Below are 15553 nucleotides of genomic sequence, written 5' to 3' on the forward strand. Positions count from 1 at the left end.
CATATTTCTAAAATCCGGAAATGATGTTTCCGCGACGTCTGATGAGATCGCATGCCTTGCTGACGCTCGCGGCGGCAATGACCATATGGGGCCTGGTGTCCCCAGCAGCCAACGCCGACGACGACGTGCCGCCTCCCCCGCTCCATAACGTCCACTACACGGTGTGGTCCGAGGCACCGTTCAACGTCGTCGTCTACTACCGCGACGTCGACCCGCCGAACTGGGCGGACTACAGCCACAATCCCTATCAGTTCAGCCCGAAGATCGAAGCTGACGTCGGCCCGAACCAGCAGTGGAACTTGGACGTGCCGCTGGCCAACCCGGATGAGTGGGCGATGGTGGTGGCCAGCGCGCCGGAGACACAGAAGACGCCCAACATTCACTGTGCACTCGCGGTGGACGGCGTGGTCGTCGCCACCAACCAGGGGCCTAAGGGCGCGCTCTGCTCGCTTCGGAACTGGTAACCGCCGCGGATTCCAACTCGGCATCTGTGAGTGGTTCGCCCTCGAATCGGCGCAGCCACCGCTCGCAGTACTTATATGTCTCTGCGTGACCGGTGGAGATGCCGAGCGCTTGTTCCATCACCAGACCCTGCGACACGCTCGTCGCGAAGACGGTCCACACGACCGGCGGCACGTCGGCGATCTCCACGCCGTAGCGTTGCAGGGCGGCCGCAATCGCCTTGTTCTGCTCTTCGCGGAAACGTTCGGCGTAGTAGACGATTTCGGCCCGCAGGGCCTTTCGATGATTGGCCAGACCCACGAACTCCATGGTCAATCGGGTGGCTTCCGGCTTCGTGCTGAACCTCCACAGCGCCCACAGCGGCTGCGGCGAGGCCAACGCCGTCGCAAGCACACCGAGGCCTTCCTCGGCCCTGCGGCGAAACACGGCCAAGAACAGATCTTCCATGGTGCGGAAGTAGTAGTGCACAAGCTGCGGCTTGAGTCCGGCCCTTTCGGCGACTCGCCGGGAGGTGACTGCGGCATACCCCTCTTCGAGAAGCAGTTGCTCGGCCGCATCGAGCAGCACACCCCGGTTCTTCGCGTCCGGCGCTCCGATTCGACGAGCCGATCCCATGTCACCTCCCTGTCCGCACGCTCGACGCAGATGTTAGACGGCGGCCGGTCATGTCACCTTGACCATGACTCTACCGTCATGCTAAGCAGGTGCTCAGCACATTTTGGGATTCGGAAGGAAGCACCGCAAATGACCACCGATTACGACTCTGTCGACTACTTCACGGATCCGTCATTGGTGCCCGACCCTCATCCGTACTACGACCACGTCCGTGCCAAGGATCCCGTGTGCTGCCCGATCAACAACGGCGTGCTTGCCGTCACGGGCTGGGAAGCGGCCAACGCCGTCTACAAAGACAGCGAGAACTACTCATCCTGCGTCGCGGTGATGGGCCCGTTCACGCCGATGCCGTTCACGCCCGAGGGCGATGACATCTGTGCCCAGCTCGAGGAACACCGCACCGAAATCCCGATGTTCGAGCACATGGTCACGATGGATCCGCCGCAGCACACGGATGCACGGTCCATTCTTTCCCGGCTGCTGACTCCCAAGCGGCTGAAGGAGAACGAGGACTTCATGTGGCGGCTGGCCGATCGCCATATCGATGAGTTCATCGCCGACGGCAAGTGCGAGTTCCTTGCGGCGTACGCAAAGCCGTTCTCATTGTTGGTCGTTGCCGATCTGCTGGGTGTGCCCGAAGAGGACCACGAAGATTTCCGGGAGGCGTTCGGCGCTGAGCGACCGGGCTCACGCATCGGCGCCCTCGACCATGAAACCATCGCCACCAACCCGTTGGCGTGGGCGGATGAGAAGTTCGCTCAGTACATCGAGGAGCGACGCGAGTCCCCCCGCGACGATGTGTTGACCTCGATCGCCACCGCGAAATACCCGGACGGCTCCACCCCAGAAGTGCTCGACGTGGTGCGGACCGCGACGTTCCTGTTCGCCGCGGGCCAGGAGACGACCGCGAAATTGCTCGGTGCTTCGCTGCGGGTGCTCGGTGACCGGCCGGACATCCAGCAGCAGTTGCGCGACGACCGCAGCCTCATTCCAGTGTTCATCGAGGAAAGCCTGCGCATGGACAGTCCGGTCAAGAGCGTGTTCCGGATGGCCCGCAAGACAACAACTCTCGGCGACACCCCCGTTCCCGCAGGCACAACGGTGATGGTGAGTCCGGGCGCCGCGAACCGCGATCCACGCCGATTCGACAATCCGCACGAGTTTGAGCTGGACCGCAAGAACGTCCGCGAGCACATCGCCTTCAGCCGCGGTATCCACTCCTGCCCGGGCGCCCCGCTAGCGCGTGTCGAGGGACGCGTCTCGATCGAGCGCATCTTGGACCGGATGGCCGACATCAGAATCAGCGAGGAAAAGCACGGCCCGATCGACGACCGCCGCTACACGTACGAGCCGACGTTCATCCTGCGAGGGCTGACCGAACTGAACATCGAATTCACGCCCGCCGGGTAACGGGTTTGAAGCAAACGTTTCGACTGATTGCCGCGGCCTAGAGGTCGCCGCGCTCCCAGTGGCTACTGCCGTCCTTGGACACACAGGTGAGGAAGAGGCCGTCCGGCGCCTGCGCGACCTCACCGTCCAATGCGGGGCAGAAGTCACCCTCGTTCTTGACGCCGTGCATCTCGGGAGAACGGAACCAGCGTGGTTCGTAGCGCCTCGGCGAGCCGCAGAACACCAAGCGCCCCCACGACGTCACACCGAACGAGTAGTACGTGGGGTTGTCGCAATTGGAACCCAGTACGACGCCGGGCATGATGCCGGGCGTGCATGACGGATAGTTGCAGTCGGTCGGATCGTCGGCGGCCGCCGGCGGTGCGGCGATGACCGCGGCGGAAGTCGTCAAGGCAGCAAGTACTGCGAAGGCCGATCGCACCGTCGTATTTTCACACATGCGGGAACGAAATTCTCGCTTTTGGAGAGGATTGCTACCGGCCACGATAGGCTTACGAGCTATGCGTGGAGTTCGGGTAGCTGGCGCGGTGTCGGCGGCGGTAGTCACCGTGTTCGGAAGTGTAAGCCTGGCACCGCCGGCGTCAGCCTCGAATTACGGGGTCGAGCTCAACGGCACCTATCGAATGATTTCGAACGGCGACTGGGCGAAGACCAACGAGGTCTTCATAAACGAACAGACGCAGGTTCAAACCTGGACCTTCAACTCGAGTTGCGAGAGTCCGATTCGGTGCACGGGCACAGTGACGAGCGACCAGGGTTGGACCGCCCCGATGACCAACACTGGCGACTATTGGGTCGCCGAACGCGTCGTCGAAAACTGGGAGCCGTGTCCCGCGTCGTACTCCTACCCGGGCGCGGAGATCTTCACCGGCGCCGGGGGCACCTCAGCCTCCGCTATCCAGAGGTTCTGGTTCTGGGGTTGGGACCCCGTCAACAGCCAGCGCGACACCAAGATCCGCGACCTCCTCGCAGGCCGCACCAGGACACAGGCTGACAGCGGCGCGTGCGGCATCAACAAGCCACTTGTCATCGAGGTGCCGATACGGCTGGAGCAGCTGTCTTAACCGTCTCCCCAGCGGGTCAGGTCGGCAGAAGGTCCTTCCACGACTTGGGCGAAGCTCCGGCAACCGCATTCGTCAGTCGCTGCTTCTGACCGTCGGGGGCGATGTATTCCCCTGTTTGCGCGTCATACTGCGCGAACGCGACGGACGGGCCGCCAGATCCGTTGCCTCCAAAGGCACTTGGAGCCGCGGGCACGGCGCCGTCACCAGGTGGCACCTCGACGGGCCCTGGAGGCGGCCCCTGCGGTGCAGGGGGAACATCCGCCGCTGCGGGCGCGGGCGGAATCGGCGTCCCGTTGATGGAATTCCCCGGTGGCGGCGGCGGCAATGGCGGCGCCGCCGGTGCGGGCGTAATCGGAGCCATTAGTGGATCCGGCGGTGTACCGCGAGGTACCGCTCCCGGTGGCAACGGGGTGCCCTCGGTGGGCGCGTAAATTCGGTCGTTGAAGTCGACGCGGTCGTCAGGCGGGATCCCTTGCGCGATCAGATTCGGATCAATCGGATACGGCCCGAGATAGTGCTGGCGGATCGCGAGTGGCTGATATCCCTTAGGGTCGTTGCACAGTTCGACTGTGGGCGCGCGCTTCCCAGGGTGTCCCATGCATGGGAGGTTGCGGGCGCCGCGAACGCCGATCGGTGCATCCTGGGGCAGCTTGCAGTACAACCCATCTGGTGTGTCGATGGTGGTGGTGTCGGCCGGTGATCGCCATTGCGACGGCGGCAGGAACCCGACGGTGCACGGCGGCGGATCGCTGATGGTGAACGCGAAGTCGCTCAAGGGCAGACCATACGGGTTGTTCTTCATGATCCCGAAAGACTGCTGTAACGCGACGGTTCCCGGTAGGAGGACCAAGAGTTGTTCCAGCGATGGGTTATAGGTGACGAAGATCTGACCCAGCGTGGTGAGGTTCGACAGCAACACCGGCAAAGTCGGCTTGATCTGATTCAGAAGTGTGGAAACCTCGTTCGCGAAACCGGGCCCCCGCTGCAGGATCGTGCGCACGTCCGCGTCGTGTCGCGCGACCTCGTCGGAAATCCCGGCCACACTTCGCGCCCACGTTCGGATCGCATCAGTGGTCTTGGCCTGCGAATCCAGAAGTGGCCCACTGTCATCGATCAGGCCCCGCGATTGGTCGGACACCTCGTTCAGGTATTGGCTGATGCTGGCCGACGAGTCGACGAGCGATTGGAAATCGTCGCCTGTGCCGTTGAAAGCTTTGAACGATTCGTCGAGCAGATCGGACAGCCTTTCCTTCGGAATGCTCTTCACCAGTGAGCTGACCTGGTCCAGCATGGGCCCGACTTGCTGCGGAATCGTAGTGTTCTCGACACCGATCACCGAGCCGTCCCGCAGATAGGGGCCGGAGTCGGTGCGTGGGCGAAGATCCACATACTGTTCACCCACGGCCGAAACGCTGCGTACATCGGCTTCCAAATTCGCAGGTATTTTCGGCGACGTGTCGAGGCTCATCGTTGCCTCGGCCCCGTTCTCGGTCAGCGCCACTCCGGTCACTCTGCCAATTTGCACGCCTCGGTAGGTGACGTTGCTGAAGCGGTACAGACCACCGGAGGCAGGCAACTCGAGCTTCACGGTCAGACGGCCAACACCGAGCAGCGTCGGCACCTGCATGTAGACGAAAAGCATGACCGCCACACCAAGCACCGACGCGATGGTGAAGATGATCAATTGGTTGCGGACAAAGCGGGTAAGCATCAGCCACCACCTCCCGGTGCGGGTGCGGCCGGAGCCGGCGGCGCCTCAGCACCATAGGGGCCCGCGAAGACCTGCGACGACGTGCTGACTGGCGCAGCACCGGGCAACGTGGGCTGTGGCGCTACAGGGAGCAGCGGCACCGTCACGGGGGGCATCGGCCCGCCAGGTGGTGCCGACGGCGGAGGCACCGCCTCGGCGGGCATCGGCGTGACACCGACGGATAGCGGGTTGTACGAGTAATTGAGGTACCAGGGGTCGCCCGGCGCCGGGATGAGTTTGGCGTCTTCGTCGCCCCATCGGGTGCCGAGGAATACCGACCGCTTCAGTCGCGGGTACGTGATGTCGAACACGGCGTACAGGTTGATGTAGTCGCCCTTGGTGATCCGGTCAGCGAAGGCCGGGCCGTAGGGGAAGGCAAGGGCAAAGTTGAGCGCCTTGGTTATCTCGGGTCCGATGTCGGCCAACGCCTTGAGGGCCGGCTCCAGGTCGCTGAGGTTCTTGACCAGATCCTGGCCTGCGTCATTGACCAGCCCCGCGGTGGTATCGCTGAACTGACCGAGCTTCTCGAGCGCGGTCGTAAAACGAGGCCGCTCCTTGTTCAGCACGTCCAATGCGGGCGGGATGTCCTTGAGCGCGCGGTCGATCACGTCACGTTGGCCGGCGAACTTGCCGGCGACTCGATTGAGTTGCTGGATGGATGCGACGATGTTGTCCCGCTGTTGATCAAGCACTCCGACGGTGTTGTCGAGCCGGGTCAGCAGCTCACGCAGCTGGGGTCCCCGCCCGTTCAACGCGATGCTGAAGTTGTGGATGACGTCGCCGAGTTGACCGAGCCCACCGGCGTTGACGACCGCCGAGAGGGACGACAAAGTCTGCTCGGTCGTCGGGAAGGTCGACGACTGGTTCAACCCGAGCGTTGCCCCGGGTTGCAGTCGGCCACTTGGCTGTTGGCCGATCGGCGGATCGAGCGCCAAGTGCATGGATCCCAGCAAGCTGGTCTGCCCAACCGTGGCCACGGCGTTGGCAGGCACGGCCACGTCGGGCTTGACCGAGATCTCCACGTCCGCGTGCCAGTCCTGGACGGTCATCTTCCCGACGCTCCCGACGACGACGTCGTTGATCATCACCGGCGAATTCGACTCCAGCGTTGCAACATTCGGTACCTGGACGTGGTAGGTGACCGCATCGGGGCCCCGCCCCACCGCCCCCGGGAGCGGCAGTGAATTCAACCCCTGGAAGGAGCAGCCCGTCAGCGTCAGAGCAACGCACGACGCGAAGACGGTCAAACTCTTCACACGACTCCGGCGGATCATCATGGCGCCCCCGCTTCCGCAGGCAGTGGTGGACCGGATGGTGGCGGTGGAGTGCCCGGCGGCGGCGTCGGCGGAAGCAGCATGCTGTCCAACGTGGGCGCGGTTCCGGTAACTATGTTGGGCGGCCCCGGAATCGGCGCGCCGGGATACAACGCCGGTGACGAGATGGCGGGCACTTCGTCATGTCCGTACATGCCCTGCCCCGGAGGCTGCGGGGCTCCCCAGCCAAGTGGTGGCGGAACATCGCCCATGCCGGTGTAGGCCGACACCGTCGGCGGCGGCTCGGGCGCGTCGCCGGGCCCTGCTCCACCGGGCGCAAGCTTCGGGTCGGTGTAGAGGAGCTTCCCCGGGCTGGGTACAGGCCGCAGGTACGGGTTGATCGGCAACGGCAGGCCGTTGAAGTTCAGCAGCCGCAACGCGGGACCCAGGTATTGCTCGCACAGTTTCGCGGTCTCAGGTGCGGTGGTGTTTTCGATACCTCCGATTAGACCGCAGACGAACCAAACCGGGTTCGCGAAGTTCGCCAGTGAGAACGCACCGGTCACGCCGCCGGACGCGGGATAGTAGATGTTCTCGTAGTTGGCGATCGCGGTAGGCGCAACGTGAAGAATGTTCTCAAACGCCATGTGTTGATCAACCAGGGTCTGGGTAACGGCACCCAGGCTTCTGATCTGCTCGGCGGTCTGATTCCGGCTGCCGGCGACGAACCGCTGCACGTCCGCGATCGCTGCAGGCAGTTCGCTCAGTGCGGCGTCCAGATCTGACCTGTTGTCATTCACGACGCTGCTCAAGCTGGCCAATCGATTCTGGAAGAGCACTATTTGTTCGTTGCTGTCACGCAGCGCCGTGACGAACGTCTGCAGGTTCTTGATGATGTCGACGATGTTGCCGCTGCCTTCGGCGAAAATTCGTGCCGCACCGGACAATTGCGCAATCGTCTCCCGCAGCTTTGCGCCGTTACCGTCCAAGGCGTTCGCGGCACTGTCGATGAACCGGGAGACGGATGTGCCCGATACGTCACTCTTCGGCCCCAGATCCGTTGCCAGGCGCATCAATTGGGCCTTGACCTCGTCCCATTCGATGGGGACAGCGGTGCGGTCGCTGGGAATTACGCCGCCGTCTCGCATGGTCGGTCCGGAGCCCTTCCGGTAGGCCGGCGTGAGCTGGACGTAGCGGGCCGCAACGAGGTTCTGGGCAACGATCACGGCCTTGGCGTCGGCCGGAATCGGCACATCCCTATCGACTTTGAGGATCATCTTCGTCTGCGTGCCCTCGGGCGTGATCGAATCGATCGTGCCAACCTTCACGCCCGAGACGCGCACCTCGTCCCCCGGATAGGTCGATGTGGCGGTTGGGAAGTACGCGGTGATCGTGTGGGGGCCGAAGAACACCTGGCGCACCAAGAACAGTGCGCCTGCGACGAGGGCGACGGCCAGGGCGATGGCCGCGACGGTGACGAGTCTTCTTCTGTTCATCGCGGCGGAAGGTCTCCTGGTTGCGGAATTCCGTTGACTGGGAACGGCAACTCAGCCCGTGGTCCGGCGTTGTCCGGTGGCTGGCCGGCATCGACTCCTCGCCTGAACCCGAAGGCGTAGTCGAGGAACGGCTGCAGAAGCTGTGCAGGTTGGATGTTGGGCACGAGCGCGTTGTAGTACGCACCGTTCGCCACGATCTCGCTTTGGGTGAGTTCGTATTTGGCCAGACCAGGCAGCGCCTTGGCGATATTGTCGCGGTTCTTTTCAAGCATCTCGGTGACGCGGTTCAGTCGCTCGAGCGCGGGCGCCAGTTGTTTCTCGTTGTCCTTCACCAGACCCGACAGTTGACGCGACACGGCGAAGGTGTTCGCGAGCAGGCCGACGATCGCCTGCCGACGCTCGTTGAGCACCGCGAGGAGATCACTGGAATTGAGGATCAGGCTGTTGATCTGCTGGCTGCGTTCGGACAAGATCCCGGTGACGTCGCCCGCGGTCTTGAGCAGCTCTGCCAGGCTTTGATTGCGGTTGTTCAGCGACTGCGACAGCCGGGACAGACCATCGAACGTCGGGCCCAGCTGCGGTGCGATCTGGTCGAGCGTCGCCGACAGTGTGTCGAGAGACTGGTTCAGGCTCTCGGTGTCGGTGGCAGCGGTATTTGCGGTGAGGTCGCTGACTGCGTCGGTCAGCGAATACGGCGACGTGGTTCGCGTCGTCGGAATCACGTGGTGCGGGTCGAGGGTGCCACTGCCCGCCGAGTCCAACGCCAACACGCGCTCGCCGAGCAATGTTCCCGTGCGAATGTGGGCCGTCGTGTCCGACCCGAGGGCGTACTTGCCTTGGATGGTGAAGCCGACCAGCGCGTCGCCGTTGTCGAGTTCGACACTCGACACCGATCCGACCTTGATGCCCGATACCGTCACGTCGTTGCCGACGACCAAGCCGCCCGCCTCGGAGAACAACGCCTGGTATCTGATCGCCGTCGCCCACTGCAGCAGCCGCTCGGGCTGTAACCCGATCGCGATGACGAGGATGATCAGGACAACGCCGATGAAGCCTGCCCTGATGAGTTTGGTTCCGCGGTATCTCAGCATCAGCTCTCCTCCGCGCACCTTCCCGTTTCTTGTTTGATCCAGGGAAATTGGACGGTCCGGCCCTGAAGGTCGCTGGCGCGGAAGGAGATTCCGCAGATGTAGTAGGGGAAGAAGCTGCCGTAAGAGCCCACACGCGCGAGCTTGCGATAAATCTCGGGCAAGCGCCCGATGCTGTCGTTGAGGCGATCCTTGTCGTTGTCGATGTTGGTGGCGAGACTGTTCAGTCTGTCGACCGTGCCCGCGAGCGGTGACCGCGCCTGGCTGAGGAGATCGGCGATCGAGGCGGTCCCGCGGTCCAACTGCTCGATGGCGGTACCGATCGAGTCCCGGTCATTGGACAGGCCCTTGAGGAGTTGCTCGAGTCTGTTGATCGCGCTCGAGAAGTCATCGCCATCCTTCGACAGGGTGTCCAGCACGGTCCGCAGGTCGTCGATCAACTGCTCGATCACCTGGTTGTTGTCGGCGAGCGAGTTCGAGAACGACGACGTATTCGATAACAGCGATTCCAGAGTCCCGCCCTGGCCTTGGAACACCTGGACGAGCGATGCCGTCAACGCGTTCACATCTTTCGGATTCAGGCCCTGGATAACAGGTTTCAGGCCACCAAGCAGCAGGTCGAGGTCCAGAGCGGGAGCTGTTCGATCCTCGGGTAGCTGCGAACCAACAGGAAGTATCTTCGTCGAACCCGGGCCGTCGACGAGCTCGAGATATCGGTCGCCGACAAGGTTGAGATAGCGGATCGCAGCCTTGGTGCCGGTCGTCAACCGGATGTTGCGGTCGGCATCGAACTTCACAAGCACCTTGCGGTCGCCTCGCAATGACACTTCCTGCACAGTGCCCACCCGGAGACCGGCGACCCGCACGGTGTCTCCCGGTTTCAGCCGTGACGCGTCGGCGAATATTGCCGAATAGCCGTTCGTCGGGCCTGTTCTGACCTGTGCAAATATGACGAACAGGAAGACGGTCAGCATCACCATCACGACCGCGAATGTCGCGAACTTGATCAGCGTCCCTGTTGCGCGCGTTTTCATCCCGGTTGCCCGATCTGTCCTGTGTTGCGGGGCGGCCCGGGGATCGGCCCGAACAGCCACTGCTTGAGGGCATCGGAGTTGAGCAGGAGGCCCTGGTTTCCGTACTTCACCGGGTTGGTGCCGCTGTCGGTGATAAGAAGCGGCGGACGGAACTCCGGCGGCAGTTCGGGCAGCCCCAGTTCCTTGCAGTACGGGCCGCCCTTCGCGGCGACCTTCGGCAGATCCTGCGGATAGCGATAGCGTTCCACACCCATGGTGATGGCTGCCGACACCAGCACACTCGAGAACTGTGGCACCGACCTCGCGAAAGGAACGAGTCCCCCGAGGCCGCATCCCAGTGCTTCGTGATACCTGCTCAATAGGTCGGTGGTTGGCACGAACAGGTGCAGCGTGTCCGTCAACGCTTGGCGGTTGGCACCGATCACGTCGTTACCGATGTCGGCGAGACCGATCGAGCTGACGAGGAAGGCATCAAGGTTCTGCTCCTCGTCGACGATGCTGCGACTGATCGTGGTCGAGCTGTCCACGGCCTTGATCAGGTCGGGCGCCGCATCGGCGTAGGCGGTGAACACCGGCACAGAGGTTTCGATGTCGTGGCTCAGATTCGGCAGGCTCGGTTCGATCTTGGCGAGGAAGGCGTTGAAGTCCGACAGAGTCTTGCCGAGCTTCTCGCCGCGGCCATTGAACGCCTTGGCTATTGCACCGAGGGTCTGGTTCAGCTTGACGGGGTCGATCTTGTCCAGGACAGCGACGAGTTGCTGGAAGACGGTGTTGATTTCGACCACCACATGCTGACTCTGAATCACCTGTCCCGCATGCAATCTCTGCGGAGATGGGTTCGGCGGCGCTTCGAGCTGCACCGACTTCGCACCGAACACGGTCGTGGAAGCGATGTCGACCGCGACGTTGGACGGTATGAGATGCAATTGGTTCGGATCCATCGCCAGGTGGATCGCAGCGGTGCCGTCCGGCCGGGTCTCGATCGAACTCACCTTGCCCACCTCGACGCCGCGCATCTTCACCTTGGCGTCGGGATTCATCACCAAGCCGGCCCGGTCCGAAATCACCGTGACCGCAGTGGTTGGGGTAAAGCTGCCCCGGAAGAGCGAGACAGCAAGTACGACTATCGCGGCGATCGCCACAACGGTTCCCAGGCCGGCCAGCGGCCGCACGTAGCCACTCGTCCCGAAATGCCGGCCCGGACGCCCGCCGACAGGCGTTGCGCCGCTAGTGGTCTCCGAGCGGTGCGCCGGACCGGGCCCAAGGTTTCGCGTCAACTTTTACTCACCTACCCGGACAGGTTGAAGTTGCCGTTGGAACCGTAAATGGACAGTGACACCAGCAGCGTCACCGACACGACGACGACCAGCGAAGTACGCACGGCGTTGCCCACCGCGACGCCGACGCCGGAGGGGCCGCCGGAGGCGAAGTAGCCAAAGTACGTGTGAATCAACAGGATCGTGATCGCCATCAAGACCGCCTGCAGGAACGACCACAACAAGTCGATTGGGTTCAGGAAGGTGTTGAAGTAGTGGTCGTAAAGTCCACCCGACTGCCCGAACAGGACGACGGTGGTGAACTGCGAGGCCACAAAGCTCAAGATGACGGCGATCGAATACAGCGGGGTAATTGCGATCATGCCCGCGACAATCCGTGTGCTCACCAGGTACTCGACGGGACGGATCGCCATCGATTCCAATGCGTCGATCTCTTCGTTGATCCGCATCGCGCCCAACTGCGCGGTCACGCCCGCGCCGAATGTGGCGGCCAGACCGATGCCGGCGACCACCGGCGCGGAGATACGCACGTTGATGAAGGCGGCCAAAAACCCCGTCAACGCCTCGATGCCGATGTTGCCCAGCGACGAATAGCCCTGCACCGCCAGCGTGCCGCCGGCCGCAAGCGTCAGGAACCCCACGATCACGACAGTGCCGCCGATCATCGCCAATGTGCCTGCGCCCATGGAGATCTCGGCGATGAGCCGGATGATCTCCTTGCGGAAATGCATGGCGGCGTGCGGCACACCCGCGAGTGCCTTCACGTAAAACAGCATGTGGTCGCCGATACGGCCCATGAGGTCCACCGGCCGGCGCGCCCCCCGCGTGATACGCGGGTAGGTCGACTTCAGAATCGTCATCGTGCCCATCGCGCTATCCCGTCGTCATCCGGATGCCGATGGCCGTGACGACCACGTTGATCACGAATAGCGCCATGAATGCGTACACCACGGTCTCGTTCACGGCATTGCCCACCGCCTTGGCTCCGCCCCCGGTGATGGTCAGCCCGCGATAGCAGGCCACCAGCCCGGCGATCAACCCGAACAGAGCAGCCTTCACACAGGAGATGATCACCTCGGGCACACCGGTCAACAGCGTGATGCCCGCGGCGAATGCACCCGGATTGACGTCCTGGATGAACACCGAAAACATGTAGCCGCCAAGGATCCCGATGATCACCACCAGGCTGTTGAGCAACAACGCCACCAACCCCGAGGCCAGCATCCGCGGCGTCACCAACCGCTGCACCGGATCAATGCCCAGCACTTCCATCGCGTCGATCTCTTCACGAATGGTGCGTGAGCCCAAATCCGCACAGATAGCTGTCGAGCCGGCACCGGCGACGATCAGCACAGTCACAATTGGACCGACCTGGGTTACCGCGCCGAACGCGGCGCCAGCACCAGACAGGTCCGCAGCGCCTAGTTCGCGCAGCAGAATGTTGAGGGTGAAGCTAATCAGGACGGTGAATGGGATTGCCACCAACAACGTCGGGGCCAACGCGACTCGAGCGATAAACCAGCACTGCTCCAGGAACTCCCGCCACTGAAACGGCCGGCGGAAGGTGTACTTCACAGCATCGGCGGACATCGCGAACAATCCGCCGACCGCCTGCATCGGCCCGGAGAAATTGCGAATGCTTGGCAGCCCGGCAGACCACCGTTCCGGCCCACTACCCCGCGCCATTGACCGATCCTTCCAGGATGGTGACGGCCGAAACCGCCGTCGGGCCACCGATATTGTGCGCCAACCCAATTCGCGCGCCGTCCACCTGGTTGACAGCCTCACCGCGAAGCTGTGCGAACAGTTCAACGCACTGCGCAACGCCCGTTGCACCGGGCGGATGCCCCTTGGCCTTCAGCCCCCCACTTGGGTTCACGGGCAGCCCTCCGCCGATAGTCGTGACGTCCGCTTCGACGAGTTTGTAGCCCCCGAACCGCTCGGCGAATCCGAGATCTTCATAGCTGATCAGTTCGATGCCCGTGAAGAAATCGTGAACTTCGGCCACATCCACGTCGGATGGCGTCATGCCGGCCATGCTGAACGCTTGCTTAGCAGCCCGCACTGTCGCGGTCAGCGTTGTCATGTCCGGCTTGTGTTGGTGCATCACGGAATCCAACCCGATGCCGACACCGCGAATCCATACCGGCCGGTCGGTGAAACGATCAACTACATCTTCGGCGGCGAGCACCAATGCGGCGGCGCCGTCGCTTTGTGGCGCACAGTCGTATAGGCGGAACGGGGTCACCACCATTGGTGCGTTCAGCGCCTGCTCCATCGTGATCTCGAAGCGCAATCGCGCCTTGGGATTATTGGCGCCGTGGCGGTGGTTCTTCACAGCCACCATGGCCAGGTGTTCCTCGGTGGCGGTCGACTCGTGCAGATAACGGCGGACGTGGAGGGCGAACCCGGCCGGTGAAACGACACCGAGGGGGTAGTCCCAGGCCATGTCTCGCGCCATCGCCTCCCACTCCCACAGCATGTCCGCCGAGGTGGTGTCACGCAGCTTGTCGGCGCCCATTACGAGAGCGACATCGAAAGCGCCCGACGCGACGCCGAACAACGCGTTACGCACAGCGTCATTACCTGTCGCGCAAGAGTTTTCAACACGGGTGACGGGGAGATCAGGCAACCCGAGGGTGTCGGCGAGGATGCCCGACGGGAACCCGTCGGTCGTGCCCATAGCGCCGAACCACGCCGCCTGAAGGTCGGTCTTCACCAAGCCCTTGTCGACGGTGGCCGCGCACTCCGCGAATGCCATCGGGAGGAGGTCCTTGATACCGAGGGCGAAGTGCTCGCCGAAGGGCGTCATACCGGCGCCGACGATGGCCACCCTCCTCATGGGGTGCCCCCGACGCAAGGAGAAGCACCAGGGCGGCCGGACACGCCGGGGATCGTACCGTATGGCTTACCGTAACTCGTGTTATTCACGCCGCCCGGACCTCCGGCTCGAAGGCGTACCCGTAATCAGGCACCCCCGATCGGACCGCCACACGACGCAGTGCAAGCCGCCCGCGGTCGCCGATGTCGACCGCGCCGGGAGATGCACCGGTCACCTTGACGAGGGCACGGATACCGACCCCGTCCAGCTCGACGATCACCAGCGAGTAGGGCGTTCGCAGTCCAGGTACGGGCATGTGAACAGTCGTCTCCGTGTACACCGTCCCGGTACGCGGCAGCGGCACCAGCTCATAGTCGGTGGCCAGGGCCCCATCGGCGCCTACCCGGTACCGGGGCGGGAAATCCAGTTCGTCGGACTCGGCGAACCGCCCCGCCTCCCACCGAACCTTCGCCTCGAACGCCCGCTCGTAGGCGGCAAGTGAGATGGGTATCTCGACGTCGGCGGTGTAACGGCTCTCCGGGATCGGCCGTGCCGCGGGCTCTCGACGATGTATCTGCGCGGAACCACCAGAGACGGTAATTCCTGACAGGATCGCCTGTTCGACGGCGACCAGCGGGCCCGCAGTTCCTGCATCGGCCATTCCGGCAAGCGCGAACAAGCTGGCGCTCGCGCCGGTCGTCGGCAGCGCAGGCGGATTGCCGACGCACAACTCGGCCGCGCGGTCGTGTTCCACACCGGCCACTGCGGCGGGCGTGTCCAGCCATGCCGCCTCCAACGAGGCGACTAACCCGCGCTCATGCAGCAACCGCGGGTCTCCGTAGTCGTGCACATCGCCCGTCGCGTTGCGAGTCCGAACGGGAAGGCTGCGTGCGACACGGGCCGCAGTCCGCACTTGCAAACCGCGCTCAGAGGTCAGGATCGCCGCCGCGCCTGCCGGATCAAGATCGGCGCCGATGATCAGCGTGCGCGGCCGCGCGGAACTGACCGCGTCGAGCGTGGCGGGTGCGCCACCGAGACGTTCGTCTACCTCGAGTTCGGGGTCGAGGCCCAGGCCCGCGAGGAGAACCGCCGCGTTACTGCTTTCCAGCAGCGGCATATCGCGGCTGACCAACACGACTCGCTCGACCGCACCACTGGCAAACAGCGCGGCGCGGCCGGCTTCCACAGCCAGGGTGATCGCGTCCTCGTCATCACCGGCCACCCGGTGCTGGGGCGCGCCCCAACACGGCAGGTAGGTGCCGATCGACGCGACGTAGGGCATT

General features: G+C 63.5%; 15 protein-coding genes. 3 read left to right on the forward strand and 12 right to left on the reverse strand.

Annotated elements, in window-relative coordinates; all coding sequences use genetic code 11:
- The first annotated feature begins 20 nt into the window (after window positions 1–20).
- Window positions 21–464, forward strand: a complete 444-nt coding sequence (locus tag ACWW36_RS28520) for a hypothetical protein (protein ID WP_456139263.1) — start codon at window positions 21–23, stop codon at window positions 462–464.
- On the opposite strand, the gene ACWW36_RS28525 is transcribed toward ACWW36_RS28520, so the two are convergent.
- Entirely contained in the window at window positions 430–1077 is a 648-nt protein-coding gene (locus tag ACWW36_RS28525) for a TetR/AcrR family transcriptional regulator (RefSeq protein WP_456139264.1), read from the reverse strand. The two genes, ACWW36_RS28520 and ACWW36_RS28525, sit on opposite strands and share 35 nt — an antisense overlap.
- A gap of 129 nt (window positions 1078–1206) precedes the next feature.
- On the opposite strand from ACWW36_RS28525, the gene ACWW36_RS28530 reads away from it, so the two are divergent.
- Window positions 1207–2487: a cytochrome P450 gene (locus tag ACWW36_RS28530; protein WP_456139265.1), complete on the forward strand. Its 1281-nt coding sequence runs from the start codon at window positions 1207–1209 to the stop codon at window positions 2485–2487.
- Window positions 2488–2524: 37 nt separating this feature from the next.
- Here the strand turns inward: ACWW36_RS28530 and ACWW36_RS28535 are convergent, their stop codons facing one another.
- Complete coding sequence (locus ACWW36_RS28535) at window positions 2525–2908, reverse strand: hypothetical protein (protein WP_456139266.1); 384 nt, start codon at window positions 2906–2908, stop codon at window positions 2525–2527.
- Between the two features lie 79 nt (window positions 2909–2987).
- Between ACWW36_RS28535 and ACWW36_RS28540 the strand changes: the two genes are divergently transcribed.
- Entirely contained in the window at window positions 2988–3551 is a 564-nt protein-coding gene (locus ACWW36_RS28540) for an Rv2253/PknI dimerization domain-containing protein (protein WP_456139267.1), read from the forward strand.
- A 16-nt stretch (window positions 3552–3567) separates the two neighbouring features.
- Here the strand turns inward: ACWW36_RS28540 and ACWW36_RS28545 are convergent, their stop codons facing one another.
- The 10 genes from ACWW36_RS28545 to ACWW36_RS28590 all read right to left on the reverse strand — a co-directional run bounded on the left by ACWW36_RS28545 (window position 3568) and on the right by ACWW36_RS28590 (window position 15552).
- Window positions 3568–5262 (reverse strand): MCE family protein, encoded by a 1695-nt coding sequence (locus ACWW36_RS28545; protein ID WP_456139268.1) that lies wholly within the window; start codon window positions 5260–5262, stop codon window positions 3568–3570.
- Window positions 5262–6575: an MCE family protein gene (locus ACWW36_RS28550; protein WP_456142661.1), complete on the reverse strand. Its 1314-nt coding sequence runs from the start codon at window positions 6573–6575 to the stop codon at window positions 5262–5264. The genes ACWW36_RS28545 and ACWW36_RS28550 overlap by 1 nt, the downstream gene beginning before the upstream one ends.
- The gene (locus tag ACWW36_RS28555; RefSeq protein WP_456139269.1) at window positions 6575–8050 is read right to left on the reverse strand and encodes an MCE family protein; all 1476 of its coding nucleotides are present in this window, start codon (window positions 8048–8050) and stop codon (window positions 6575–6577) included. Before ACWW36_RS28555 ends, ACWW36_RS28550 begins: the two co-directional genes overlap by 1 nt.
- A complete protein-coding gene (locus tag ACWW36_RS28560) occupies window positions 8047–9141 on the reverse strand; it encodes an MCE family protein (RefSeq protein WP_456139270.1) in 1095 nt (364 codons plus the stop codon). Before ACWW36_RS28560 ends, ACWW36_RS28555 begins: the two co-directional genes overlap by 4 nt.
- Entirely contained in the window at window positions 9141–10172 is a 1032-nt protein-coding gene (locus tag ACWW36_RS28565; protein ID WP_456139271.1) for an MCE family protein, read from the reverse strand. The genes ACWW36_RS28560 and ACWW36_RS28565 overlap by 1 nt, the downstream gene beginning before the upstream one ends.
- Window positions 10169–11449, reverse strand: a complete 1281-nt coding sequence (locus ACWW36_RS28570) for an MCE family protein (protein ID WP_456139272.1) — start codon at window positions 11447–11449, stop codon at window positions 10169–10171. Before ACWW36_RS28570 ends, ACWW36_RS28565 begins: the two co-directional genes overlap by 4 nt.
- An 11-nt stretch (window positions 11450–11460) precedes the next feature.
- On the reverse strand, window positions 11461–12318 hold the full coding sequence (locus tag ACWW36_RS28575; protein ID WP_456139273.1) for an MlaE family ABC transporter permease: 858 nt from the start codon (window positions 12316–12318) through the stop codon (window positions 11461–11463).
- Between the two features lie 4 nt (window positions 12319–12322).
- Window positions 12323–13135: an MlaE family ABC transporter permease gene (locus ACWW36_RS28580; protein WP_456139274.1), complete on the reverse strand. Its 813-nt coding sequence runs from the start codon at window positions 13133–13135 to the stop codon at window positions 12323–12325.
- Window positions 13122–14291: a thiolase C-terminal domain-containing protein gene (locus tag ACWW36_RS28585; RefSeq protein WP_456139275.1), complete on the reverse strand. Its 1170-nt coding sequence runs from the start codon at window positions 14289–14291 to the stop codon at window positions 13122–13124. Before ACWW36_RS28585 ends, ACWW36_RS28580 begins: the two co-directional genes overlap by 14 nt.
- A gap of 85 nt (window positions 14292–14376) precedes the next feature.
- Window positions 14377–15552, reverse strand: coding sequence for an OB-fold domain-containing protein (locus tag ACWW36_RS28590; RefSeq protein ID WP_456139276.1), 1176 nt, complete (start codon window positions 15550–15552; stop codon window positions 14377–14379).
- Window position 15553: the final 1 nt, after the last annotated feature.

Source organism: Mycobacterium sp. MMS18-G62, from assembly GCF_053877835.1.

Coding starts and splice junctions, on each gene's coding strand:
- ACWW36_RS28520 (WP_456139263.1), top strand. CDS start 21: ATGATGTTTCCGCGACGTCTGATGAGATCGCATGCCTTGCTGACGCTC.
- ACWW36_RS28525 (WP_456139264.1), bottom strand. CDS start 1,077: ATGGGATCGGCTCGTCGAATCGGAGCGCCGGACGCGAAGAACCGGGGT.
- ACWW36_RS28530 (WP_456139265.1), top strand. CDS start 1,207: ATGACCACCGATTACGACTCTGTCGACTACTTCACGGATCCGTCATTG.
- ACWW36_RS28540 (WP_456139267.1), top strand. CDS start 2,988: ATGCGTGGAGTTCGGGTAGCTGGCGCGGTGTCGGCGGCGGTAGTCACC.
- ACWW36_RS28545 (WP_456139268.1), bottom strand. CDS start 5,262: ATGCTTACCCGCTTTGTCCGCAACCAATTGATCATCTTCACCATCGCG.
- ACWW36_RS28550 (WP_456142661.1), bottom strand. CDS start 6,575: ATGATCCGCCGGAGTCGTGTGAAGAGTTTGACCGTCTTCGCGTCGTGC.
- ACWW36_RS28555 (WP_456139269.1), bottom strand. CDS start 8,050: ATGAACAGAAGAAGACTCGTCACCGTCGCGGCCATCGCCCTGGCCGTC.
- ACWW36_RS28560 (WP_456139270.1), bottom strand. CDS start 9,141: ATGCTGAGATACCGCGGAACCAAACTCATCAGGGCAGGCTTCATCGGC.
- ACWW36_RS28565 (WP_456139271.1), bottom strand. CDS start 10,172: ATGAAAACGCGCGCAACAGGGACGCTGATCAAGTTCGCGACATTCGCG.
- ACWW36_RS28575 (WP_456139273.1), bottom strand. CDS start 12,318: ATGGGCACGATGACGATTCTGAAGTCGACCTACCCGCGTATCACGCGG.
- ACWW36_RS28580 (WP_456139274.1), bottom strand. CDS start 13,135: ATGGCGCGGGGTAGTGGGCCGGAACGGTGGTCTGCCGGGCTGCCAAGC.
- ACWW36_RS28585 (WP_456139275.1), bottom strand. CDS start 14,291: ATGAGGAGGGTGGCCATCGTCGGCGCCGGTATGACGCCCTTCGGCGAG.
- ACWW36_RS28590 (WP_456139276.1), bottom strand. CDS start 15,552: ATGCCCTACGTCGCGTCGATCGGCACCTACCTGCCGTGTTGGGGCGCG.